Source organism: Phenylobacterium sp. (genome assembly GCF_013822795.1).
Classification (GTDB): Bacteria; Pseudomonadota; Alphaproteobacteria; order Caulobacterales; family Caulobacteraceae; genus Phenylobacterium.
In genome coordinates, this window is sequence record NZ_PNLB01000014.1 from 37617 (window position 1) to 60912 (window position 23296).

At 69.0% G+C, this 23296-nt stretch carries 17 protein-coding genes; 9 read left to right on the plus strand and 8 right to left on the minus strand.

Annotated features, from left to right (window positions below; all coding sequences use genetic code 11):
- Nucleotides 1–118: 118 nt before the first annotated feature.
- Nucleotides 119–1825 (minus strand): lysine--tRNA ligase, encoded by a 1707-nt coding sequence (locus C0481_RS13530; RefSeq protein ID WP_293404612.1) that lies wholly within the window; start codon nucleotides 1823–1825, stop codon nucleotides 119–121.
- 121 nt (nucleotides 1826–1946) lie between these two features.
- Between C0481_RS13530 and phnD the strand changes: the two genes are divergently transcribed.
- Nucleotides 1947–2957 carry a phosphate/phosphite/phosphonate ABC transporter substrate-binding protein gene (gene phnD, locus C0481_RS13535; RefSeq protein ID WP_293404614.1) on the plus strand — a complete coding sequence of 337 codons (1011 nt, stop codon included), beginning with the start codon at nucleotides 1947–1949 and terminating at the stop codon, nucleotides 2955–2957.
- 47 nt (nucleotides 2958–3004) lie between these two features.
- Entirely contained in the window at nucleotides 3005–3385 is a 381-nt protein-coding gene (locus C0481_RS13540; RefSeq protein ID WP_293404616.1) for a hypothetical protein, read from the plus strand.
- 386 nt (nucleotides 3386–3771) lie between these two features.
- Here C0481_RS13540 and C0481_RS13545 read toward each other — a convergent pair whose 3' ends face one another.
- The gene (locus C0481_RS13545; RefSeq protein WP_293404618.1) at nucleotides 3772–4191 is read right to left on the minus strand and encodes a PaaI family thioesterase; all 420 of its coding nucleotides are present in this window, start codon (nucleotides 4189–4191) and stop codon (nucleotides 3772–3774) included.
- Nucleotides 4188–4631, minus strand: coding sequence for a PaaI family thioesterase (locus tag C0481_RS13550; RefSeq protein ID WP_293404620.1), 444 nt, complete (start codon nucleotides 4629–4631; stop codon nucleotides 4188–4190). The genes C0481_RS13545 and C0481_RS13550 overlap by 4 nt, the downstream gene beginning before the upstream one ends.
- Nucleotides 4632–4972: 341 nt before the next feature.
- Here C0481_RS13550 and C0481_RS13555 point away from each other — a divergent pair, with 341 nt between their 5' ends.
- Entirely contained in the window at nucleotides 4973–5983 is a 1011-nt protein-coding gene (locus C0481_RS13555) for a ligase-associated DNA damage response exonuclease (protein WP_293404622.1), read from the plus strand.
- Nucleotides 5983–7602: a cisplatin damage response ATP-dependent DNA ligase gene (locus C0481_RS13560; RefSeq protein ID WP_293404624.1), complete on the plus strand. Its 1620-nt coding sequence runs from the start codon at nucleotides 5983–5985 to the stop codon at nucleotides 7600–7602. The genes C0481_RS13555 and C0481_RS13560 overlap by 1 nt, the downstream gene beginning before the upstream one ends.
- A 180-nt stretch (nucleotides 7603–7782) precedes the next feature.
- Here C0481_RS13560 and C0481_RS13565 read toward each other — a convergent pair whose 3' ends face one another.
- Entirely contained in the window at nucleotides 7783–9360 is a 1578-nt protein-coding gene (locus C0481_RS13565) for a M20/M25/M40 family metallo-hydrolase (protein WP_293404626.1), read from the minus strand.
- A 362-nt stretch (nucleotides 9361–9722) separates the two neighbouring features.
- Here C0481_RS13565 and acs point away from each other — a divergent pair, with 362 nt between their 5' ends.
- The 5 genes from acs to C0481_RS13590 all read left to right on the plus strand — a co-directional run bounded on the left by acs (nucleotide 9723) and on the right by C0481_RS13590 (nucleotide 17536).
- Complete coding sequence (gene acs, locus C0481_RS13570) at nucleotides 9723–11660, plus strand: acetate--CoA ligase (RefSeq protein ID WP_293404628.1); 1938 nt, start codon at nucleotides 9723–9725, stop codon at nucleotides 11658–11660.
- A 45-nt stretch (nucleotides 11661–11705) separates the two neighbouring features.
- Nucleotides 11706–12269, plus strand: coding sequence for an SRPBCC family protein (locus C0481_RS13575; protein WP_293404630.1), 564 nt, complete (start codon nucleotides 11706–11708; stop codon nucleotides 12267–12269).
- A gap of 164 nt (nucleotides 12270–12433) precedes the next feature.
- Entirely contained in the window at nucleotides 12434–13417 is a 984-nt protein-coding gene (locus C0481_RS13580; protein WP_293404633.1) for a small ribosomal subunit Rsm22 family protein, read from the plus strand.
- A 111-nt stretch (nucleotides 13418–13528) separates the two neighbouring features.
- On the plus strand, nucleotides 13529–14512 hold the full coding sequence (locus C0481_RS13585; RefSeq protein WP_293404635.1) for an NADP-dependent oxidoreductase: 984 nt from the start codon (nucleotides 13529–13531) through the stop codon (nucleotides 14510–14512).
- A gap of 219 nt (nucleotides 14513–14731) precedes the next feature.
- On the plus strand, nucleotides 14732–17536 hold the full coding sequence (locus tag C0481_RS13590; protein WP_293404636.1) for a pitrilysin family protein: 2805 nt from the start codon (nucleotides 14732–14734) through the stop codon (nucleotides 17534–17536).
- 166 nt (nucleotides 17537–17702) lie between these two features.
- On the opposite strand, the gene C0481_RS13595 is transcribed toward C0481_RS13590, so the two are convergent.
- The 4 genes from C0481_RS13595 to C0481_RS13610 form a co-directional block, all read right to left on the minus strand.
- Nucleotides 17703–19001 (minus strand): Hsp70 family protein, encoded by a 1299-nt coding sequence (locus C0481_RS13595; protein WP_293404637.1) that lies wholly within the window; start codon nucleotides 18999–19001, stop codon nucleotides 17703–17705.
- A 280-nt stretch (nucleotides 19002–19281) separates the two neighbouring features.
- Complete coding sequence (locus C0481_RS13600; RefSeq protein WP_293404638.1) at nucleotides 19282–21570, minus strand: NADP-dependent malic enzyme; 2289 nt, start codon at nucleotides 21568–21570, stop codon at nucleotides 19282–19284.
- A 99-nt stretch (nucleotides 21571–21669) separates the two neighbouring features.
- On the minus strand, nucleotides 21670–22959 hold the full coding sequence (locus tag C0481_RS13605; protein ID WP_293404639.1) for a S41 family peptidase: 1290 nt from the start codon (nucleotides 22957–22959) through the stop codon (nucleotides 21670–21672).
- A gap of 45 nt (nucleotides 22960–23004) precedes the next feature.
- The gene (locus C0481_RS13610; protein WP_293404640.1) at nucleotides 23005–23211 is read right to left on the minus strand and encodes a hypothetical protein; all 207 of its coding nucleotides are present in this window, start codon (nucleotides 23209–23211) and stop codon (nucleotides 23005–23007) included.
- Nucleotides 23212–23296 lie beyond the last annotated feature (85 nt).

The window sequence follows — 23296 nt, forward strand, 5'->3', positions numbered from 1 at the left end:
CCCCCTTTGGGGGAGGTGGCGCGCGGAGCGCGACGGAAGAGGACCGCTGAGCCAGCAGGCTCCCTCAGTCAGCCATGCGGCTGACAGCTCCCCCAGCGGGGGAGCAATCAACGGCGCCTCAAGCCGCCGCCAGTTCCCCGGCCAGCGCCTGCTCGATCAGAGCGATGGTCCGCTCCAGGCCGAAGATCGCGGCGAAGGAGCCGAACCGCGGCCCTTGGCTCTGGCCCAGCAGCACTTCGTACAGCGCCTGGAACCAGGCCCGCAGCGGCTCGAACCCGGCGGTCTTGCCGACCTCGAACACCTCGTTCTGGATCGTCTCGGCGTCGGCGTCGGCCGGCAACGCCTTGAAGCGGGCCAGCAGGTCCTCCATCGCCGCACGCTCCTTCTCGTCGGGCGCGCGGAACTTCTTCGAGGGCTTCACGAAGTCCTCGTAGTAGTTGATCGCGTAGCCGATCAGCCGGTCGAGCATCGGCTCGGTCTGCGCGGACGCGCCCGGCATGTAGCGGCTGACGAAGCCCCAGAGGATGTCCTTGGTCGAGGCGTCGGCCGCCGACACCAGGTTCAGCAGCAGCGAGAACGACAGCGGCGAGCCCTTCTCCGGCGGCGCCCCGCGGTGGACATGCCAGGCCGGGTTGTCGATCGCCGTGCCGTTCGAGGTCGCCCGCGCCTTGTTGAAGGCCTCGAGCTGCTGGAGATACTCGTCCGTCGCCTTCGGGATGACGTCGAAGTAGAGCCGCTTGGCCGACTTCGGCGACTGGTACATGTAGTAGGCGAGGCTCTCGGGCGCGCCGTAGCGCAGCCACTCCTCCATGGTCAGGCCGTTGCCCTTGGACTTGGAGATCTTCTGGTTGTTCTCGTCCATGAACAGCTCGAAGTGGAAGGCCTCGGGCGGCGTACCGCCCAGCACCTTCACCAGCTTGTTCGAGACCCGCACGGAATCGACCAGGTCCTTGCCCGAGGCTTCGAAGTCGACGCCCAGCGCGTACCAGCGCGCCGCCCAGTCGGGACGCCACTGCAGCTTCACATGGCCGCCAGTGACCGGGACCTCGGTCAGGGTTCCGTCCTCGTCGTTAAAGGTGATGGTGCCCTTCTCGACGTCGCGGCTCACCGTCGGGACCTGCAGCACTCGGCCCGACTTCGGGCTGACCGGCAAGAACGGCGAATAGGTGGCGCGGCGCTCTTCGCCGAGCGTCGGCAGCATCACGCCCTGAACGGCGTCGAACCGCGCCAGGATCTTCAGCAGCACCTCGTCGAACCGGCCCGACTTGTAGGTCTGCGTCGACGACATGAACTCGTAGTCGAACCCGAAGCCGTCGAGGAAGGCGCGCAGGCGGGCGTTGTTGTGGGCCGCGAAGCTCTCGTACTCGCCGAACGGGTCGCGCACGGCCGAGACCGGCTTGTCGCGATCCTCTTCCAGCATCTCGCGGTTCGGCACGTTGTCGGGGATCTTCCGCAGCCCGTCCATATCGTCGGAGAAGACAATCAGCTTGGTCGGAATGGCGTCCTCGGTCAGGGCGCGGAACGCGGTGCGCACCATGGTTGGCCGCGCGGCCTCGCCGAACGTGCCCATGTGCGGCAGGCCCGAGGCGCCGAACCCGCACTGGAACACCACCGGCTGGGCCAGCACCGGGAAGGTGCTCACCGCCTGGTCGGCCTTACCCTCGCCGATCAGGCTGGCGGCCAGGTCGCGCTCGGAGTCGGACAACCGAAGTTTGAGCGTCCGATCCAGCAGGATGCGGGCCTGTTCGAAGGGCCAGCTTTTCGCTTCGCGCGCCTGGGCAGAGAGGCCGCGCAGGGTGGGGTTCTGGATCGAGGTGTCGGACATCTGCGCGGCCTAACCCCAGTAGGCCCTCGCCTCAAGCAGACTTTTGCGCTCATCTTCGTCGCGGAGCTGTCACGGAACCGGCGCAAAAGCCCGGCCAGTCGCTCTTTCGGGGGAAGTTTCCATGCTCACGCGCCGCCTCGCGCTCGCCCTGGCCGCCGCGCTCACACTGGCCGGCTGCAGCCAGAAGGACGAGGCCAAGGCCCCTCCGCAGGTGATCAACTTCTCGATCATGTCGACCGAGGGCCGCCAGACCCAGATGGACGATTGGGGGCCGTTCCTGGCCGATATGGAGAAGTCGGTCGGCGTGCCGGTGAAGCCGTTCTTCGGCACCAACTACACTTCGCTGATCGAGGCGATGCGCTTCAAGCAGACCGATGTCGGCTGGTTCACCAATCACTCGGGCTTGGAGGCGGTGCGCCGCGCCAACGGCGAGGTCTTCGCCCGCACCGTCAAGCCAAACGGCCCCGACGGCTACCAGGCCGTGATTGTCGTCAAGAAGGGCTCGGGGATCACCCTCGACCGATTGCTCAAGTGCGACCACACGCTGAACTTTGGCATGGGCGACGCCAAGTCGACCTCCGGCACCCTCGCGCCGATGACCTATCTGTTCGCGCCCAAGGGCATCGACCCCAATGCCTGCTTCAAGACCGTCCGCTCGGCCAACCACGAGGCCAACCTGTTCTCGGTCGCCCAGGGCCTGCTCGACGCGGCGACCAACAACACCGCCTCGATGGAGCGCATGGAGATGCTGGACACCGACCTGGCCAAGAAGACCATGGCCAGCGTCGACGTGATCTGGACCTCGCCGACCATTCCCGAGGACCCGATGGTCCGCCGCAAGGACCTCGACGCAGGCCTGAAGGCCAAGATCGACGCCTTCATGTTCAGCTATGGGACCGGCGAAGGCCCGGAGGCCGAACGCCAGCGCAAGGTGCTCGAACGCATCCAGACCAGGCCGTTCAAGCGCGCCGACAATTCGCACCTGCTGCCGGTCCGCGAAATGGAGGCCGCCGGCCAGTTGATCGTCGCCAAGCGCAAGGGCGACGTCGCCGCGACCGCCGCCGCGCAGACCGAACTCGACAAGATCGCCGCCGAGAAGAAAACGCTGCCGCCGGCCGACGCGGGGAACTGAAGCGCCGCTTTCGCGTCCTCCCTACCTAGGCTGGTACGGAGGCGTCGATGAATCTGGTGGTCGCAAAGCGGGCCCTGGGCCTGTTCTCCCTGGCGGTCGGCGTGGCCGCGGTCGCCGCGCCGCGCCAAGTGACCCGGTTCCTCGGGCTCAAATTCGACGACCAGGCGATGAGCGCCTTCGGCGCGCGGGAGATCGCCTCGGGGGCCGGCTTGCTCTCGCCGGTGCCGCCTGGACCGTGGTTCTGGATGCGGGCCGGCGGCGACCTGATGGACCTCGCCGTGCTCGGCCGCGCCATCGGCCGCGACAACCCCCGCCGCAAGATCGCCTACGCCGCCTTCGGCGCAGTCGCCGCCGTGGCGGTGATCGACCTGGCCATCGCCATCCACACCGCCCGCAACCGCCGCGACGATCGCGAGGCGGCGGCCTAGTCAAATTCAGGTCCTCCCCTCTTGGGGGAGGTGGATCGATGCGCAGCATCGAGACGGTGGGGGACTGCTCTAAGACAGCTGAGTCAAAGTCCCCCTCAGTCAGCCATTCGGCTGACTGCACCCCCAGCGGGAGAGCATCTAGACCTAAGGAAAGCTCAGAACCCTCCCTCGCCCCCTTGGGGGAGAGGGCTGGGGTGAGGGGGACTGCTGACTCAGCAAAGCGCCGCTCCGCGCCGCAAGACCCCTCACCTAACCTCTCCCCTCAAGCGGGGAGAGGAACTGGTCGTGCAGCCGACGGGACATCAGCTCTCATGGCAGCAGCATCAAAGTCCCTCTCAGTCAGCTGCGCTGACAGCTCCCCCAGAAGGGGAGCATCCGAGAAAGGCTTAGCTGCCGCTCAGCAGGAAATGCCCGCGCAGAGCGGCGGCGGGCTTGTCGCGCGCCTCCTGCCAAGCCTCGACATGGACGTTGGCGATCTGGCGGCCGACCTTCCGCACATCGGCGCGGGCGTACATGGTCATCGCCTTGCCGGGCCGCAGGTACTCGATGGTGATGTCGATGGTCTTGTGGACCTTGGCGCTGGGCGCGATCACCGACAGCTGGGCCAAGGCGGTCATTTCCATGAACGCCCCGATCACTCCGCCGTGCAGGGCCGGCAGCACCATGTTGCCGATCAGGTGCGGCGCGAACGGCAAGATGGCGGTCATCTCGTCGCCGGCCAGCTCGGCGCGCATGCCGAGAAACCGGACGTACGGCACCCGGCCAAGGAACTGTTCGAGCCGTTGGGCGGCGGCCTGCTGGGTCATGGCGCGGCCCGCTTTAGGATGAAGGCGGCCTGGGCCGTGGCGATCGGATCTTCCGGATCGGCGTCGAAGGCGTGGGCGCGCACGAAGGCGATATTGCGGGTCAGCTTGTAGCAGTGGGCGTTGGCGGTGACGTCGGCGCGCGGGGCGGCCGGGCGCATGTAGTCGATGCGCAGGTCCAGGGTCGCCGTGGAAAGAAAGCCGCCTTCCAGCGATCGCGAGGTCACGGCCAGGCCGCAGACATGATCGAGAAGCGCGGTGATCACCCCTCCCGCGATGACGCCGGTGTCGGGATCGCCGACCAGCTCTTCGCGCCAGGGAGTGAAGATGGAGCCTCGCGAAGGCTCAACGGAAATCAGCTTAAAGCCGAGGGCGGAGGCCTGCGGCACGGTCTCAACCATGTGCCGGGCCGCATCGCGAAGGGCCTCCGGGGTAATCGTCATCCCCGTTCTTTGAGGCGCCTCCGCCTATCGGTCAATGTGACGGCAGGTCAACTTTGCACCTGCCCTTAAGCGACGCCGGCGGCCTTGGTCAGGATCGCGACGGCGATGGCCATCAGCGGGGTGGCGGCGAGAACGAGGTTGGCGAAGCCGTTGAAAGCGGTGGAGTTGCGCATGGTGTTGTCCCTCTGGTCTGGTGTGGTCCGCGATGTCCGCGTCCCGATGACAGAGGTATACGAAACGACTTCGACGAATACTCGTTAAGTCTTGGTCATGACGCCGATTTCACAATATGAATACTGTGTAATGTTCCCAAGCACCGCCGCCTCCCTATATCCCCAGGCATGATCCGGCCCGAAGCCCTGCTGTGTCCCAGGCCCGAGGGGCTCTACTGCGCGCCCGGCGACTTCTTCGTCGATCCGGTGCGGCCTGTGACCCGCGCGGTCGTGACCCACGGCCACGCCGACCACGCCCGCGCCGGCCATGGCACAGTAATCGCCACCCCGCAGACCCTGGCGATCATGGCCGAACGCTACGGCGCCGACTTCGCCGGCTCGGTCCAGCCGGTCCCCTATGGACAGAGCGTCGGCCGCGACGGCGTCGACGTGACCCTGGTTCCGGCCGGCCACGTGCTGGGCTCGGCCCAGGCGGTCGTTGCCTGGAAGGGCCTGACCATGGTGGTGTCCGGCGACTACAAGCGCCGCCGCGATCCGACCTGCCCGCCCTTCGAGCCGGTCCCCTGCGACGTGTTCATCTCGGAGGCAACCTTCGGCCTGCCGGTGTTCCGACACCCCGACGACGGCCACGAGATCGCCAAGCTGCTGCGCTCGGTGCAGCAGTTCCCCGAGCGATCGCACCTGGTCGGGGCCTACGCGCTGGGCAAGGCCCAGCGGATCATCGCCCTGCTGCGCGAGGCCGGCTGGGACCGAACCATCTATGTCCACGGCGCGCTCGACCGGCTGAACCATCTTTATGAGAAGCACGGTGTGGCGCTCGGCCCGCTGGCCCCGGCCACCTCGACGACGAAGCAGGATTTCGCCGGCCAGATCATCATCGCCCCGCCCGGCGCCCTGGCCGACCGCTGGTCGCGCCGCTTCCCCGACCCAGTCTTGGCCTTCGCCTCGGGCTGGATGCAGGTGCGGGCCCGCGCCCGCCAGCGCGGGGTCGAGCTGCCGCTGGTGATCTCGGACCACGCCGACTGGGACGAACTGACCGCCACCGTCGACGAGCTGCGCCCCGGCGAGCTCTGGATCACCCACGGCCGCGAGGAAGCGCTGCTGCGCTGGGCGCAACTGCACGACATCAAGGCCCGCGCCCTGGCCCTGGTCGGCTACGAGGACGAGACCGAGGACTGATGCGCGCCTTCGCCGAGCTCCTCGACCGCCTGTCGCTGACCGCCTCGCGGAACGCCAAGCTCGTCCTGCTGCGCGACCACTTCGCCAACGCGCCCGATCCCGACCGGGGGTGGGCGCTGGCGGCCCTGACCGGCGACCTCGTCTTCGACGCCGCCAAGCCGGCCTTCATCCGCAAGGCGGTCGAGGCGCGGATGGACCCGGTGCTGTTCGGCTGGTCCTACGACTATGTCGGCGACCTGGCCGAGACCGTCGCCCTGGTCTGGCCGGCCCGCCCCGGCGCCAACCGCGAGCCGGAGCTGTCGGAGGTCGTCGACGCCCTGCGCGGCGCCAGCCGCGCCGAGGTCCAGCGGCTGATCGAGGGCTGGCTCGACGCCCTCGACGCCACCGGCCGCTGGGCGCTGCTCAAGCTGATGACCGGCGGCTTGCGGATCGGCGTCTCCGCGCGCCTCGCCAAGACCGCCGTCGCCGCCGTCGGACCGGTCGAGGTCTCGGAAGTAGAGGAGGTCTGGCACGCGCTCGCCCCGCCCTACGACGACCTGTTCGCCTGGCTCGAAGGTCGCTCGGCGCGGCCGACCGCCGACGCCCCCGGACGCTTCCGGCCGGTGATGCTGGCCCAGGCGATCGACGAGGCGGTCGACTTCGGCAAGCTCGACCCGGCCGACTACGCCGCCGAATGGAAGTGGGACGGCATCCGCGTCCAGGCGGTCAGCGAGGGCGGCGTGCGCCGGCTCTACACCCGCACCGGCGACGACATCTCGCGCACCTTTCCGGACGTGATCGAGGCGCTGGACTTTGACGGCGCGCTCGACGGCGAATTGCTGGTGCTGCGCGAGGACGGCATGGCCAGCTTCGCCGACCTGCAGCAGCGGCTGAACCGCAAGAGCGTCACCGACAAGATGCTGGCCGACTTCCCGGCCGGGATCCGCGCCTACGACCTGCTGTCCGACGGCGGGCAGGACACCCGCGCCCTGCCCTTCGCCCAGCGCCGCGGGCGGCTGGAAGCCTTCGTCGGGGCCTTGAAGACCAGCCGCATCGACCTCTCGCCGATCCAGCCGTTCGCGACCTGGGAGGAGCTTGCCGCCCAGCGTCGCCAGCCGCCGCCCGGCGACCCGGCCCTGGCCGAGGGGCTGATGCTCAAACGCTGGGACAGCGTCTACGAGGCCGGCCGCCCGAAGGGCCCGTGGTTCAAGTGGAAGCGCGACCCGTTCCTGATCGACGCCGTGCTGATGTACGCCCAGCGCGGCCACGGCAAGCGCTCGAGCTTCTACTCGGACTACACCTTTGGGGTCTGGAGCGAGGCGGTCGACGGCTCGCGGGTGCTGACCCCGGTCGGCAAGGCCTATTTCGGCTTCACCGACGAGGAGCTGAAGGAGATCGACAAGTACGTCCGCGATCACACGGTCGACCGCTACGGACCGGTCCGCGCCGTCCGCGCCGACGTCCGCCAGGGCCTGGTCTTCGAAGTCGCCTTCGAGGGCCTGCAGCGCTCGACCCGCCACAAGTCCGGCGTCGCCATGCGCTTTCCCCGCATCAGCCGCATCCGCTGGGACAAACCGGCCGGCGAGGCCGACGAACTGGCCACCCTGGAGCGAATGCTGGCGCAGATGGAGGGGCGGTAAGGCCCGCCGCAGACTTCACTCCCTCGCCCCCTTTGGGGGAGAGGGGCGGGGTGAGGGGGCTGCTGACTCAGCCATGCGGCGCTCCGCGCCGCCGCCCCTCACCTAACCTCTCCCCGCGGGCGGGGAGAGGAACAGTCCGTAGAGGACGCCAGATCTTTATCAAGCGGCCCGGCCGCGCAGCTACCGCGCGAAACGCTTAAAGAAGCTGTCGTCCTTCCACTTCGGCGTCGCCGGCGCATTGGCGATGTCGGTGATCAGCTGGCCGAGGAAAGCGTCGAACTTCACCGCCTCGGCCTTCTCGACCGGCTGGGCCAAGTCGTCGGCCAGGGCGTGATAGCGCTCGGCCCGCCAGGTCTTCTCGATCGCCGCCCGGTCGGTGTCCGCCTTGAACCCGAACTTGAACGACAGCGCCGGGATGCCGGCGCGAATGAAGCTGTACTGGTCAGAGCGGATGAACGAGTTGCGGTCCGGATAGGGGTCGGCGACCACCTCCAGGTTGGCCGCCTTGGCCGCCGCCTTGGCGGTGTCGCCCATGGTGCTCTCGTCGATACCGTAGATGAGCACCGAGTCGAATTTCCAGAGCGGCAGCGCCATGTCCATGTTGAGGTTCGCGACCACCGAGGCCGGCGGCACGCTGGGTTTGCCGGCGAAGTACTTCGAGCCCAGCAGCCCCTTCTCCTCGCCGGTCACCAGCACGAACAGCACCGATCGCTTCGGCTTCACCTTCGCCGCCGCCATCTCGCGCGCGATCTCCAGCACCGAGGCGACGCCGGCGGCGTTGTCCATGGCCCCGGCGTAGTAGGGCGCGCCCACGCCCGAGGTGTTGGGGCCCAGGTGATCGAGGTGGGCGGTGACCACCACGTGTTCGGCCTTCAGCTTCGGATCGCTGCCCGGCAGCTTGGCCACGACATTGGCCGAGGCCACCTGACCGACTTCTGTGGCGACCTGCGCCTTCAGGTCCATGTTCAGCGCAAAGCCCTTGATCGGCTTGGCCGCGTCGGCCAGCGCCAGCACGTCGGCGAAGGTATGCCCGGACTTGGCGAACAGCTTCTCGGCCTCGGCGGGGTTGAAGCTGGCGGAGAACGCCTCGCCGGACAGCTCGCGCAGGTCCTCGTCGGCCGGGTACATGCCCGGCTGACCGGCGCTGGCCATCTGGCGCGCCCACGGCACGTCCATCGACTTGGGCGTCGGCAGCGCGATCAGTCCGACCGCGCCGGCCGCGCGGGCCGCGCGCCAAGTTTCCGACCCGCGCGAGTGCGCCTTCAGCGCCGCCGAGATGTCGCCCGGCCCGCCGTTCACATAGACCGCGATCTTGCCCTTCAGGTCCTGGCCCGCGAAGTCGTCGTAGCCGACCTCCGGCAGGTGCAGGCCGTAGCCGATGAACACCAGCGGCGCCTGGATCGCCTTGGGCTGCGGCAGCCGCGCGCCCAGCAGCAGGTCCGGACCGACCCGCAGCGGTTGCTCCTGACCGTCGACGACCAGCGCCGCGCTGGAGCCCTCGGTCAGCACCCGCTGCACGGTGAACTTCATCGGCTGCAGGTAGCCGTCGGTCCCGGCCGGCTTCAGCCCGAACGCCTTGAACTGCCCGGCGGCGTAGGCGGCGGCCTTGTCATAGCCAGGCGTCCCGGTCAGCCGGCCCTCGAACTGCGGCCCGGCCAGGGTCTCGACGTGCGACCACCAGCGGGCGCCGTCGGCGTCGGCCGCCGCGGCAGGGAGGGCGCTGAGCGCAGCGATCACGAGGGCAAGGGGAAGGCGCATCGAACTTGGGCCGCTCCGGCTGATGAGGGGGGAAGGCTCGACCATTCGCTGATCCGGCCTGCTGCGGCAAGGCGCCGACCGACAAGACCCGCCCCCGCCGGGGAGGTAGATCGACGCACAGCGCGCGACGGGGCACAGCCGGCTCCCTCGCCCCCTTGGGGGAGAGGGTTGGGGTGAGGGGGACCGCTGACTCAGCAGAGCGCCGCTCCGCGCCGCAAGACCCCTCACCTAACCTCGCCCCTCAAGCGGGGAGAGGGACGTCCCAGGAGCACCCGAAAGCGACTTTCACCCCCTGGGCGGTTGCGCCCGCCGCCCCAACCCGCATAACTCCCCGGCAAAGCGTGAAACAGGGAGTGCGCGGCGTGAGTGAAGGCGAAGTCTTTCCGGTTCCGAAGGCCTGGGCCGAGCGGACGCACATGGACGCAGCCGGCTACGAGGCCGCGGTGGCGCAGGTCGAGGCCGATCCGATCGGCTACTGGACCAAGGTCGCCGGGCGCCTGGACTGGAGCAAGCCGTTCACCCAGGTGAAGGACGTCTCCTTCGCCAAGGACGACTTCCGCATCCGCTGGTACGCCGACGGCGAGTTGAACGTCTCGGTCAACTGCCTCGACCGCCACATTCCTGAACGCGGCGACCAGAAGGCGATCATCTGGGAAGCCGACGACGGCGAATGGACCGTCCTGACCTACCGCGAGCTGCTCGCCGAGGTCTGCCGGATGGCCAACGTGCTCAAGGCCAAGGGCGTCAAGAAGGGCGACCGCGTCACCATCTACCTGCCGATGATCCCGCAGGCCGCCGTCGCCATGCTGGCCTGCGCCCGCATCGGCGCGGTGCACTCGGTGATCTTCGGCGGCTTCTCGCCGGACTCTATCGCCGGCCGGATCCAGGACTGCGACAGCCGCATCGTCATCACCGCCGACGAAGGCCTGCGCGGCGGCAAGACCGTGCCGCTCAAGCGCAACGTCGACGAGGCCCTGCTCTCCTGCCCGCAGGTCAAGGACGTCATCGTCGTGCGCCGCACCGGCGGCGACGTGCCGATGACCGACGGCCGCGACGCCTATTTCGGCGACCTCAAGAAGGACGTCGCCGACACCTGCGAGCCCGAACCGATGAACGCGGAAGACCCGCTGTTCATCCTCTACACCTCCGGCTCGACGGGTAAGCCCAAGGGCGTGCTGCACACCACCGGCGGCTATCTGACCTGGGCGGCCCACACCCACGAGCTGGTGTTCGACTATCGCCCCGGCGAAGTGTTCTGGTGCACGGCCGACGTGGGCTGGGTCACCGGCCACAGCTACGTCGTCTACGGTCCGCTGGCCAACGCCGCGACCAGCCTGATGTTCGAAGGCGTTCCGAACTACCCAACCAACTCCCGCTTCTGGGAGGTGATCGACAAGCACCAGGTCGAGATCTTCTACACCGCCCCCACCGCCATCCGCGCCCTGATGCGCGACGGCGACGAGCCGGTGACCAAGACCTCGCGCAAGTCGCTGCGCCTGCTGGGCACGGTCGGTGAGCCGATCAATCCGGAAGCCTGGCTCTGGTATCACCGGGTGGTCGGCGAGGGCCGCTGCCCGATCGTCGACACCTACTGGCAGACCGAGACCGGCGCCTGCCTGGCCTCGCCGCTGCCCGGCGCCCACGCGGCCAAGCCCGGCTCCTGCGCCAAGCCGCTGCCGGGCGTGAAGTTCCAGCTGGTCGACGCCGAAGGCGCGGTGCTCGAGGGCGCGACCTCCGGCAACCTCTGCATCACTGACAGCTGGCCGGGACAGATGCGCACGGTCTATGGCGACCACCAGCGCTTCATCGACACCTACTTCTCGACCTATCCGGGCAAGTACTTCACCGGCGACGGCTGCCGCCGCGACGAGGACGGCTACTACTGGATCACCGGCCGGGTCGACGACGTGATCAATGTCTCGGGCCACCGCCTGGGCACCGCCGAGATCGAGAGCGCCCTGGTCGGCAACGAGCACGTGGCCGAGGCCGCGGTCGTCGGCTACCCGCACGACGTCAAGGGCCAAGGGGTCTACTGCTTCGTGACCCTGAAGGCCGACACCGTGCCCTCCGACATCCTGCAGGCCGAGCTCAAGGGCTGGGTCCGCCGCGAGATCGGTCCGTTCGCCGCGCCGGACGTCGTGCAGTTCGCGCCGGGCCTGCCCAAGACCCGCTCGGGCAAGATCATGCGCCGTATCCTGCGCAAGATCGCCGAAAACGACCTCGGCAACCTCGGCGACACCACCACCCTGGCCGATCCGGCCGTCGTCGACGATCTGGTCAAGAACCGTCACGGCTCCTGAGGCGTTACCCCCTCACGGGGAGAAGCTGCGCTGTGAGGGAACGCCATGCGGGCGGCCGCCGCCCTTGTCGCCGCCCTGGTCCTTTGCGGACCGGGGGCGGCACGGGCTGACAGCAGTCCGGGCCACGACGGCATCCGCGTGGAGGTCGTCGCCGATCCCGGCGGCGCCTCCGGGCTGATCCGCGGCAGCGTCGACATCGACGCCCCGCCGGAAGCGGTCTGGACGGTCGTCGTCGACTGCGACCTCGCCCCACGCATGGTCCGACGGCTCAAAAGCTGCCGCATCCTCGAGCGCGACCCCGCCGGCCGCTGGGACGTGCGCGAGCATGTCAGCCGCGCCGGAATCCTGCCGCCGGTGCGCAGCGTCTTCCGCTCCGACTACGACCCGCCGCGCCGCATCCGTTTCTACCGCGAGGGCGGTCAACTGCAGGTGCTCAACGGGGAATGGCGGCTGATCCCGCTCGACGGCGGCGCCCGCACCCGCGTGCTCTACGAGAGCCGCGCCTCGACCCCCTTCGCCATCCCCGCCCCCATCGCCCGCATGGCCCTGCGCCGCGACATCCCCGACGCCCTCGCCGCGCTGCGCCGCGAGGTGATGGCGCGCAAGTGACCAATTCCGCCACCCTGGGGGAGGTGGATCGATGCGCAGCATCGAGACGGAGGGGGACTGCTGACTCAGCAAACCCCCTCAGTCAGCCATGCGGCTGACAGCTCCCCCAGCGGGGGAGCAACTGAGGGTTTCCGGGATGACATCTGGAGACTAAATCCACCCCCATGTCCTTCGACCTGCCGCCCCAGCTCCGCCTCGCCGCCGACCGCCTGATGGAAGGCGTCTCGCGCAAGGACATGGCCCAACGCGCCGGCGCGATCTCCGCCCGCTACCGCGCCGGCGGCGGCTCGGCGGCCGTGGTCGCCAGCCAGGCCGACGCCACCGCCTATGTGCTGACCCGGCTACCGGCCACCTATGCGGCTTGCGGCCGGGTGTTCGAGGAGCTGAGCCTGCGCGCGCCTGACTTCTCCCCGAACACCCTGCTGGACGCGGGCGCGGGACCCGGCGGGGCCGGCTGGGCGGCGCTGGAAACCTGGCCGCAGATCGCTACGGCCGCCCTGCTCGACTCCAACCGCGCCTTTCTCGACATCGCCGCGAACCTCGCCGCCGACGCTCCCGCGCCGCTGCGGGACGCCGAGCGCATCCGCGCCGACCTCACCGCCCCCGGCGACTGGCCGAGCGCCGACCTCGTCGTCGCCAGCTACGCCTTGGCCGAAATCCCCGAAGCCAAACAGGCCGCGACCATCGCCGCTCTGTGGACCTCGACCCTCGGCGTGCTGGCCCTCGTCGAACCCGGCACCCCCGCCGGCTGGCAGCGCATCCTTACGGCCCGCGCCACCCTGATCGAGGCCGGCGCGGCGATCCTGGCCCCCTGCCCGCACCAGGCGCCCTGCCCGCTGACCGCCCCCGACTGGTGCCACTTCAGCCACCGCCTGGCTCGCTCGCGCGACCACCGGCTGGCCAAGGGCGCCGAGACTCCGTTCGAGGACGAGAAATTCATCTACCTGCTGGCCGCCCGCCCCGGCGTCGCGGCCGAAGCGCCGAGCGCCCGCGTGCTGGCCCCGCCGCGCGCCGGCAAGCCCGGCATCGAACTCAAGCTCTGCACGCCGCAGGGAACCGCCGAGCCGCGCTTCGCCGCCAAGCGCGACAAGGCCGCCTATTCCGTCGCCCGGCGGCTCGACTGGGGCGACGCGCTGCCCGCCGACTGATCTCGAACATTCGTTTGAAAGCCCTGGCCTTACGGCGTTCGGCAGGCGACAACTTCCCTTCGGCCCATCCGCATTCAGGGCCGGCGCATTTCAAAGACAAAGGGAGGCCATATGCCCAAGAGCCGTGAAATCCACCTCGTCGCCCGTCCGAACGGCATGCCCGCCCAGGGCGACTTCGCCCTGATCGAGACGCAAGTTCCCGACGCCGCCGACGGCGAGGTGCTGGTCGAGAACCTCTACATGTCGGTCGACCCGGCCATGCGTCCGCGCCTGACCGCCGGCCAGGACCTGAACGTCGCCATGATGGGCGGGGCGCTGGGCCGCGTCGTGCAGTCCAAGAACCCGGACTTCGCGGTCGGCGAGCTGGTCTCCAACCGCAACGGCTTCCGTGAGTTCTTCACCTCCGACGGCAAGGGCCTGACCAAGCTCGCCGCCGATCCCGACCTGTCGGTGACCACCTACATGCACGCCATGGGCATGACCGGCTTCACCGCCTATGGCGGCCTGCTGCACATCGGCGCCCTGAAGGACGGCGAGCAGGTGTTCGTCTCCACCGCCGCTGGCGCGGTCGGCTCGGTCGCCGCCCAGATCGCCAAGATCAAGGGCTGCTACGTGGTCGGCTCGACCGGCGCCGCCGACAAGGCCGCCTGGCTGAAGGACGAGGTCGGCCTCGACGCGGTGATCAACTACAAGGAAACTCCGATCCGCAAGGCGCTCGAAGACGCCACGCCCAAGGGCATCGACGTCTATTTCGACAACGTCGGCGGCGACCACCTGGAAGCGGCCCTGCGCCGGATCAACACGCTCGGCCGGATCCCGGTCTGCGGCTTCATCTCCGGCTACAATTCGGGCCACTCCAGCGTCTCGAACCTGTCGAACATCATCTATGCGCGGGTGATGCTGCGCGGCTTCGTCGGCACCGACTTCATGCACGTCTACGGCGACTTCCAGCGCGACATGGCCGGCTGGCTCAAGGAGGGCAAGGTCAAGTACCAGGAGACCATCCTCGACGGCATCGCCAACGCCCCCAGCGCGCTGATCGGCCTGATGGAAGGCAAGAACTCCGGCAAGATGCTGGTCAAGCTGGCGGCGTAGCGCTGCTCCAGTTCCTCCCCCGCTGGGGGAGGTGGATCGGCGCAAAGCGCCGAGACGGAGGGGGCCTGCTGACTCCGCAGTCCCCCTCAGTCAGCCATTCGGCTGACAGCTCCCCCAGAGGGGGCGCAACCTATACACATGACAAACCTGTAAGCTTCCCGCCGCTTCCCATGTCCGGGGCGAGTGCTAGGTTCGGCGCTCGCCAACCGGGAAGTCCGTATGCTTCGTCACGCCGCCGCGCTCGCGTTCACGCTCTGCCTGGGCCTCGCCCTTCCCGCCCATGCGGCCGACACCGTCCCACCCATCGCCTACAAGGAACGCACGCTTGCCAACGGCATGAAGGTGTTCTCCTCGATCGACCGCACCACGCCCAACGTGACCGTCCAGGTCTGGTACGGCGTCGGCTCGAAGGACGATCCCGAAGGCCGTTCCGGCTTCGCGCACCTGTTCGAGCACATGATGTTCAAGGCCACGCGCGACATGCCGTCGGAAACCATCGACCGCATGACCGAGGACGTCGGCGGCTTCAACAACGCCTCCACCTACGACGACTTCACCAACTACTACGAGGTCGTGCCGGCCAATCACCTGCAGCGGCTCTTGTGGGTCGAAGCCCAGCGCCTCGGCTCGCTGGTCGTCGACGAGGCGACCTTCAAGTCTGAGCGCGACGTCGTGAAGGAGGAGCTGCGCCAGTCGGTGCTGAGCCAGCCCTACGGCCGCCTGTTCTATCTCTACCTGCCCCAGGCCAGCTACCAGACGCACCCCTACAAGCGCCCGGGCATCGGCTCGATCGAGGAGCTCGACGCCGCCACCATCGACGACGTGCGCGCCTTCCACGCCGCCTACTACCGCCCTGACAACGCCGCCCTGGTCGTGGTCGGCAACTTCGACCAGGCCGAGCTCGACGCCTGGGTCGACAAGTACTTCGGGGCCTTGAAGACCCCGGCCGCCCCGATCAAGCGCGTCACCGCCGTCGAGCCGCCGCGCACCGCCCCCGGCGTCTTCAAGGGCTACGGCCCCAACGTGCCGCTGCCGGCGATCCTGATGACCTGGCATGCGCCCGACGCCGCCAGCCCCGACGCCCCGGCGCTCAGCGTGCTCGACGCCATCCTCTCCAGCGGCAAGTCCTCGCGGCTCTACAACAGCCTGGTCTACGAGCAGCAAGTCGCCACCGAGGTGTTCTCCGACGCCTCCCTGCCCCAGCAGCCGGGCCTGGTGATGCTGGGCGCCATCCTGGCCGGCGGGAAGTCGATCGACGAGGGCCAGAAGGCGCTGCTCGCGCAGGTCGCCAAGCTGCGCGACGCCCCGCCCACCGACGCCGAACTGACCGAGGCCAAGAACGAGCTGATCGCCGGCAAGCTGCGCGAGCGCGAGACCATCGACGGCCGCGCCTTCGCCCTCGGCTACGCCCTGCGCACCGCCGGCGACGCCGCCCTGGCCAACCGCGAGCTGGCCGAGCTCCAGGCTGTCACCGCCGCCGACGTGCAACGCGTCGCGCAAAAGTACCTGACCGACGCCGGCCGCATGACCATCCTCTACCAGCCCGAAAGCGCCCGCCCGGCCGGCGAGACGGACGCCACGCCCAAGCCGCCGGTCGTCGCCTCGGCCAAGTACACCGGCCCGATCGTCACCCTGGCGCCCGAAGGCCAGCGCCAGGCTCCGCCGCCGCTCGCCGCTGCAGTCGAGCCGGTGCTGCCCAAGCCGGCCGAGAAGACCCTGGCCAACGGCCTGCGGGTCATCGTCGCCAAGTCCTCCGACCTGCCGCTGGTCTCCGCCGACCTGACCGTGCGCGCCGGCGCCTGGGCCGATCCGCAAGGCCTGGCCGGGGCCATGGGCATGACCGCCGGCATGCTGACCGAGGGCACCAAGACGAGGGGCGCTCAGGAGATCGCCAGCCAGACCGAAGCGCTCGGCGCCGTGCTCTCCTCCGGCGGCGGCCAGGAGTCCTCGTCCGTCACCCTCAACGTCATGCCCGAAAAGCTGCCCGCCGCCATGGCGATCATGGCCGACGTGGTGAAGAACCCGGCCTTCGCGGGCGAAGAGCTTGAGCGCCAGCGCACCCAGGCGCTCGACGGCCTCTCGGTGGCATACCAGTCGCCCGGTCAGCTGGCCGGCTTCGCCGCCTCGCCGGTGATCTTCTCCGGCACCAGCTTCGGCCACGTCGCCTCGGGCACCCCGGCCTCGCTGACCCGGCTCAAGACCGACGACCTCGCCCGGCTGCACGGCCAGTACTTCCGGCCCGACAACGCCATCCTGGTGCTGACCGGCGACATCACCCCCGAGCAAGGCTTCAAGCTGGCGGAAAGCGCGTTCGGCGACTGGAAGGCCCCGGCCGGCCCGGCCCCGGTCCGCGCCGACGTGGCCCCCAAGGCCGCGCCGCGCGCCGTCGCCATCGACCTGCCCGGCACCGGCCAGGCGGCGGTCACCGTCGCCAAGGCGGCGATCTCGCGCGGCGACCCGGCCTACTACCCCGGCGTGGTCGCCAATTCGGTGCTCGGCGGCGGCTATTCGGCCCGCCTCAACCAGGAGATCCGCATCAAGCGCGGGCTCTCCTACGGCGCCAATTCGCGGCTCTCGGCCATGCGCACCACCGGCCTGTTCCGCGCCTCGGCCCAGACCAAGAACGAGTCCGCCCCGCAAGTCCTCGACCTGATGCTGGGCGAGCTCAAGCGCCTGGCCGACGCTCCGACCAGCGCCGACGAGCTCAAGGCCCGCAAGTCGGTGCTGATCGGCGGCTTCGGCCGCGAGCTGGCCACGACCGACGGCCTGGCCGGCATCCTCGGCAACCTCGCGCTCTACGACCTGCCGCTGAGCGAAGTCGCCGACTACACCGGCAAGGTCGAGGCGATCACCGCCGGCCAGGTCCAGGACTTCGCGGCCAAGAACCTCGCCCCAGGCAGCGTCAGCGTCATCGTCGCCGGCGACGCCAAGGCGTTCTCGGACGGCCTCAAGCAACGCCGCCCGAACCTGGAACTGGTCCCGGCCAAGGACATCGACCTCGATGCGGTGAGTTTGAAGAAGTGAGCGGCCAAATCAGCCGCATAGTCTCGTCCCTCTCCCCCTTGGGGGAGAGGTTAGGTGAGGGGGATCCGGCCCATCGGCGGCGCATCGGTCAGTCCGAAGAGCGTCGCTTCGCGCCGCCGCCCCTCACCCTCCCCTCTCCCCGGCGGGGAGAGAGAACTACGGCGCACTACGCCCCGCGCGCCCACTTGGTCAGGTCGCGCTCACGGCCCATCAGCGCCAATCCCGAGGCGATCGACTCCAGTTCCGAACCGCTCTCGATCTTCGAAGCGTCGAACCGTCGGTAGAAGATGTCGCGCACCGCCGGCACCAGCGACGAGCCGCCGGTCAGGAACACCCGGTCGACGCCGCCCGCGTTGAGCCCAGCATCGCTCATCGCCCGGTCGACCGCGTCCTCGATCAGGTGCAGTTCCGGGGCGATCCAATCCTCGAATTCGCCGCGCTCGACCTGGCGGCTGATGTCGATGCTGCCGGCCGCGAACTGGAACTGCGCCGTCTCCTGCGACGACAGCGCCTCCTTCAGCGCCGACACCGAACGATAGAGCCGGTAGCCGTAGTTCTCGTCCAGCACCTCGACCAGGCGCTCGATCTTCTCGGGCTCGACGGCCTCGCGGACCAGCTTGCGGATCTCGCGCATGTCGCGGCTGGCCCGCATCAGGGCCAGCTGGTCCCAGCGCGCGAAGGTCGAATAGTAGCGGTTCGGCACCGGCAGGATCTTGCCGAACGACTTGTAGCTCGAGCCCTTGCCCAGCTCAGGCGAGACCAGGTTGTCGATGATCCGGTAGTCGAAGGCGTCGCCCGCCACGCCGACCCCGGCGCGGCCCAGCGGCGTCGAGCGGATCTCGCCGTTCTCGCGGGTGAAGCGGATGATCGAGAAGTCGCTGGTGCCCCCGCCGAAGTCGCCGACCAGCACGGTGGCGTCCTCCTGCAGTTCGCGGGCGAAGAAGAACGCCGCCCCGACCGGCTCGTAGGAATAGAGGATCTCTTCGAACCCCAGCCGCCGGAAGGCGGTTTCGTAGCGGGTCAGCGCCAGCTCCTCGTTCGGCGACCCGCCGGCGAAGGTGACCGGCCGCCCGACGATCACCCGCTTTGGCAGCTGCGCCAGATCCTCGCCGGCATGCTCGCGCAGCCTCAGCAGGAAGGCCGAGAGCAGGTCCTCGAACACATAGCGGCGGCCGATGATCTGCGTCTCGGTGAAGCTCTCCGAGGCTGCGAAGCTCTTGAACGACTGGATGAACCGCGTCTCCAGCGGGTCCTCCACATAGGCCTCGATAGCCCACGGTCCGGCCTCGACCTCGCGCTCGTTGGGCCGCTCCGGCGGGGCGTAGAACGACAGCGCCGAGCGGAAGGCGAACACTTCCTTCTCGGGGGCCGGGAACTTCACCAGGTGCGCCGGCCCGTCGGCTCCTGCGAGCGCGACGACCGTATTGGTCGTGCCGAAATCGATGCCGATGCTGAGACCGGTCATGGGTCGCGCTCCTTTGAACGAAGGCATCGCCACGGTGAAAAACTCAGATCCTCCCCTCTTGGGGGAGGTGGATCGATGCGAAGCATCGAGACGGAGGGGGACTGCTCTCCAAGAGCACCCCCCTCAGTCAGCCTGACGTCTGACAGCTCCCCCAACGGGGGAGCATCTCCGGTCTGAGATCTGCGGCGAGGCCTCTGCAAATTCCGGGGGATGGGACGGACGCGCCGCCCGCCCCCCCAGGAGCGGACGACTCGTTAGTTCAACGTGTTGAGCGCGAGGCTCACGCTTGCGCCTCGATGGCGTCCTGCTCGTAGGCGGCCAGGGTCGCCATCTGCAGAACGCGGGAGACCGAGGCCGAGAGCGGCGCGATCTGCACCGACTTCGACAGGCCCAGCAGCAGCGGACCGATCACCGTGGCGCCGCCGAGCGACTGCACCAGCTGGGTCGAGATCGCCGCCGAGTGGATGGCCGGCATGATCAGGACATTGGCCGGGCCGGTCAGGCGCATGAACGGATAGTTGACCCGCTTGCTGGGGTCGAGCGCCAGCTCGGGCGGCATTTCGCCTTCGTACTCGAAGTCGACGTCCATCATGTCGAGGATCGACACCGCGTCGCGCACCTTCTCTGAGCGCACGCCCATCGGGTTACCGAAGGTCGAGTAGGACATGAACGCCACGCGCGGCACATAGCCCAGCGACTTGACCGTGCGGGCCGCCTCGCAGGCGATCTCGACCAGTTCCTCGGCCTCGGGCATCTCGGTGACGTTAGTGTCGGCGATGAACAGGGTGTGACCCTTGGCCAGCACCACGCTCATGCCCATCACCCGGCCGTCGGGCGCGGGATCGATCACCCGCAGCACTTCTTCCAGCACCTGGTCGTAGGAGCGGGTCACGCCCGTGACCATGCCGTCGGCATAGCCCAGCGCCACCATCGAGGCGGCGAACGAGTTGCGGTCCTGGTTGATCAGGCGCTGCACGTCGCGCTTCAGGTAGCCCTGGCGCGACAGCCGCTCGTAGAGGAAGTCCACAAACTCGGGGTTATGGCGCGAGACGCGGGCGTTGATGATCTCGAGCTTGGTCTCGGCCGGGTCCAGCCCGACCTCGATCATGTTCTCCTTCACCAGCTCGTCGCGGCCGACCAGGATCGCGTGGCCCAGGCCCGCCGCCTCGAAGGCGTGCGCCGCGCGAATCACCGTCGGCTCCTCGCCCTCGGCGAACACGATGCGCTTGTTCGGGGCCTTCAGCACCGCGCCCTGCAGCTTCTGCAGGAAGGCGGCGGTCGGGTCGAGGCGCTGGGCCAGCGAGTCCCGATAGGCGTCCATGTCCTCGATCGGCTTGCGCGCCACGCCGGTGTCCATCGCCGCCTGGGCGACGAACGGCGGGATGTAGGCCAGCAGCCGCGGGTCGAACGGGGTCGGAATGATGTACTGCGGCCCGAACTTCAGCTGGGTGCCGTGATAGGCGGCGGCGACCTCGTCCGGCACGTCCTCGCGGGCCAGTTCGGCCAGGGCGCGGGCGCAGGCGATCTTCATCTCCATGTTCACGCGGCGGGCGCGCACGTCCATGGCGCCGCGGAAGATGTAGGGGAAGCCCAGGACGTTGTTGACCTGGTTGGGATAGTCCGAGCGGCCGGTCGCGACGATGGCGTCGGAGCGAACGGCGTAGACCTCTTCCGGAGTGATCTCCGGATCGGGGTTGGCCATGGCGAAGATGATCGGCTTGGGGGCCATCGCCTTGATCATGTCCTGGGTCAGCGCGCCCTTGACCGACAGGCCGATGAACACGTCCGCGCCGACCAGCGCCTCGGACAGCGTGCGCGCGTCGGTCTCGACCGCGTGGGCGCTCTTCCACTGGTTCATGTCATTGGGGCGGCCGCGATAGATCACGCCCTTGGAGTCGCAGGCGATCGCATTTTCCGGCGACACGCCCATGGCCTTGATCAGGTCGAGAGTGGCGATACCCGCCGCCCCGGCGCCGTTCAGCACCACCTTGATCTTGGAGATGTCGCGGCCGGTGATGGCGCAGGCGTTGATCAGGCCGGCGGCCGAGATGATCGCGGTGCCGTGCTGGTCGTCGTGGAACACCGGGATGTCGAGCAGTTCCTGCAGCTCGGTCTCGATGCGGAAGCACTCGGGGGCCTTGATGTCCTCGAGATTGATGCCGCCGAAGGTCACGCCGATGTTCTTGACCACCGTGATGATCTCGTCGGGATCGGTGGCGCTGACTTCGATGTCGATGGAGTCGACGTCGGCGAAGCGCTTGAAGAGGACGCTCTTGCCCTCCATCACCGGCTTCGACGCCAGGGCGCCGAGGTTGCCGAGCCCGAGGATCGCGGTGCCGTTCGAGATCACCGCCACCAGGTTGCCCTTGGAGGTGTAGTCGTAGGCGCTCTCGGGATCTTCCGCGATCTTGAGCACCGGTACGGCCACGCCCGGCGAATAGGCAAGCGACAGGTCCCGCTGGGTGGCCATCGGCTTGGTCGGCGCAATGGCGATCTTCCCGGGGGTCGGGTGCTTGTGGAAGCTCAGCGCTTCCTCGTCGGTGAAGGTGCGTTTCTCGGCGTCGCTCATAGGCGCGGCGTTTCCTCTTGGCCCCTAAAGGCCCGCTTGGTCTGAAAGGGCGCCAACCTATAGAGCCGCAGCGCGCCCTGACAACCGCCGAACGCGGTCCTAGCTTGCTCCCGTTACGGCGCCGTTGCGTTGTTGCCGCGTCTGCGAGCCGTCCGGCGACAGAAAGACGAGCGCGCTCTCCTCGAACTGGATGCGCCGCGAAGGCGCTCCCTCGACATAGAACAGACCCTTGTCGTTCAGCGGCGCCAGCACGCTGGGCGGGCGCCGGCCGACCTTCAATTGCAGCCGCCCGTCCACCAGCTTGGCCTGATAGGGGCCATAGCCGCCCTCGTAGCGGGCCAGCGCCTGCGCCCCGACCTGCGGCGGCGGCGACAACGCCTCCAGGATCCAGCGGTTCTCCGTCAGGTTCGGCTCACCCAGCGGCGCCCCGGCCAGCCGCGTCAGCGCCAGCTGCTGGGCGCGGGCCAGGGCCTGGGTCACGGGGACGGCCACGTCCGGCGTCACGCCCGTCCCTTCCCAGTTCTTGCCGGTGATCGGATTGATCGGCGTGCCCGACGAGATGAACACCGAAAGCCCGTCGCCCAGCGCCGCGCCGCCGCCCGGATTGGCCCCGCCGGCCGAAGGCTCGCCGACCACGGTCGCCCGCTTCGCCGCCTGCAGCGTGTAGGCGAAGCTCTCGGCCGCCGACGCCGTGCGCCCGCTGGTCAGCACATAGAGCGGCACATCGAGCCGCCGCTGGCCGTTGATCGGGACGATCGGCGCCTCGTCGCTGTCGGGTTGGCCGCGGGTCTTGAAGGTGTTGTAGATCTTGGCCCCGTCCGGGACGAAGTGGCCGATCAGGTAGCCGACCATGGCCGGCGAGCCGCCGCCGTTGTCGCGCAGGTCGAAGATCACCGCGTCGGTCCCAGCCACCAGCGCCAGGGCCGCATCCGCCGCTTGCCGCGCCGCCTGGTCACCGTCGGCTGCGAAGTCGGCGAAGCCGCGCATGTCGATGTAGCCGATGTTGCCCGGCAGCACCCTGACCGCCACGAAGCCATAGCCGCCGCGCTGCGACAGGAACGGCGGCGGACCGCTGCGCGCCGGCGCGGCGGAAGCGCTGGCGGGGGCCGGCGGCGTCCAGTTGACCGCGAAGTGACCGTCCTGCGGCCGCAGCCGCTCAGTCAGGGCGGCGGCGAAGTCGCGCGGGTCGGTCAGCTTGTCGTACGTCCCCTTCTTGGCCTCGGCGCGCAGCTCGGCCGCGATCTTCGTAGCTCGGGCCGGGTCGTAGAATTGCGCGTCGATCGCCGCAGCCAGCGCCTCGACCTTGGCCCGCGGCGTGATCGGGGTCTGGGCCGACACGGCGCTGGCCATCAGGGCGGCGCTCAGACTCAGGGCGGTCAGCAGCTTCATGGCTGGAATCTCCGGTTCGACGAACCTCGTCCAGCCCAAGCTAGGCTATTTTGCGGCGGCGACTTGCGCCAGGTCGCGGCGGCGGATGCGGGCCAGGGCCGACAAGGCCGCCGCCGCGAAGGCGCCCGAGCGCTCGGCCGTCTGTTCGCTCTCGGCCGGGCCGCTGGCGGCCACCACGCCGTCGGCGCGCAGGCTCCAGCTCCAGCGCTCGCCGCCCTGTTCGATCACCACCTCATAGCCTTGCTCGACCATCTCGATCCTCCTCCGTGATGCGCGCCGAGCATCGCGGGGCGACATGCAGCCGGGCCTGCGCAAGCCAAGGAGATTTTGTGCAGAC

Bases quoted from the DNA above. Each gene is read 5' to 3' on its own strand.
- C0481_RS13530 (WP_293404612.1), bottom strand. From the start codon at position 1,825: ATGTCCGACACCTCGATCCAGAACCCCACCCTGCGCGGCCTCTCTGCC.
- phnD (WP_293404614.1), top strand. From the start codon at position 1,947: ATGCTCACGCGCCGCCTCGCGCTCGCCCTGGCCGCCGCGCTCACACTG.
- C0481_RS13540 (WP_293404616.1), top strand. From the start codon at position 3,005: ATGAATCTGGTGGTCGCAAAGCGGGCCCTGGGCCTGTTCTCCCTGGCG.
- C0481_RS13545 (WP_293404618.1), bottom strand. From the start codon at position 4,191: ATGACCCAGCAGGCCGCCGCCCAACGGCTCGAACAGTTCCTTGGCCGG.
- C0481_RS13550 (WP_293404620.1), bottom strand. From the start codon at position 4,631: ATGACGATTACCCCGGAGGCCCTTCGCGATGCGGCCCGGCACATGGTT.
- C0481_RS13555 (WP_293404622.1), top strand. From the start codon at position 4,973: ATGATCCGGCCCGAAGCCCTGCTGTGTCCCAGGCCCGAGGGGCTCTAC.
- C0481_RS13560 (WP_293404624.1), top strand. From the start codon at position 5,983: ATGCGCGCCTTCGCCGAGCTCCTCGACCGCCTGTCGCTGACCGCCTCG.
- C0481_RS13565 (WP_293404626.1), bottom strand. From the start codon at position 9,360: ATGCGCCTTCCCCTTGCCCTCGTGATCGCTGCGCTCAGCGCCCTCCCT.
- C0481_RS13575 (WP_293404630.1), top strand. From the start codon at position 11,706: ATGCGGGCGGCCGCCGCCCTTGTCGCCGCCCTGGTCCTTTGCGGACCG.
- C0481_RS13580 (WP_293404633.1), top strand. From the start codon at position 12,434: ATGTCCTTCGACCTGCCGCCCCAGCTCCGCCTCGCCGCCGACCGCCTG.
- C0481_RS13585 (WP_293404635.1), top strand. From the start codon at position 13,529: ATGCCCAAGAGCCGTGAAATCCACCTCGTCGCCCGTCCGAACGGCATG.
- C0481_RS13590 (WP_293404636.1), top strand. From the start codon at position 14,732: ATGCTTCGTCACGCCGCCGCGCTCGCGTTCACGCTCTGCCTGGGCCTC.
- C0481_RS13595 (WP_293404637.1), bottom strand. From the start codon at position 19,001: ATGACCGGTCTCAGCATCGGCATCGATTTCGGCACGACCAATACGGTC.
- C0481_RS13600 (WP_293404638.1), bottom strand. From the start codon at position 21,570: ATGAGCGACGCCGAGAAACGCACCTTCACCGACGAGGAAGCGCTGAGC.
- C0481_RS13605 (WP_293404639.1), bottom strand. From the start codon at position 22,959: ATGAAGCTGCTGACCGCCCTGAGTCTGAGCGCCGCCCTGATGGCCAGC.
- C0481_RS13610 (WP_293404640.1), bottom strand. From the start codon at position 23,211: ATGGTCGAGCAAGGCTATGAGGTGGTGATCGAACAGGGCGGCGAGCGC.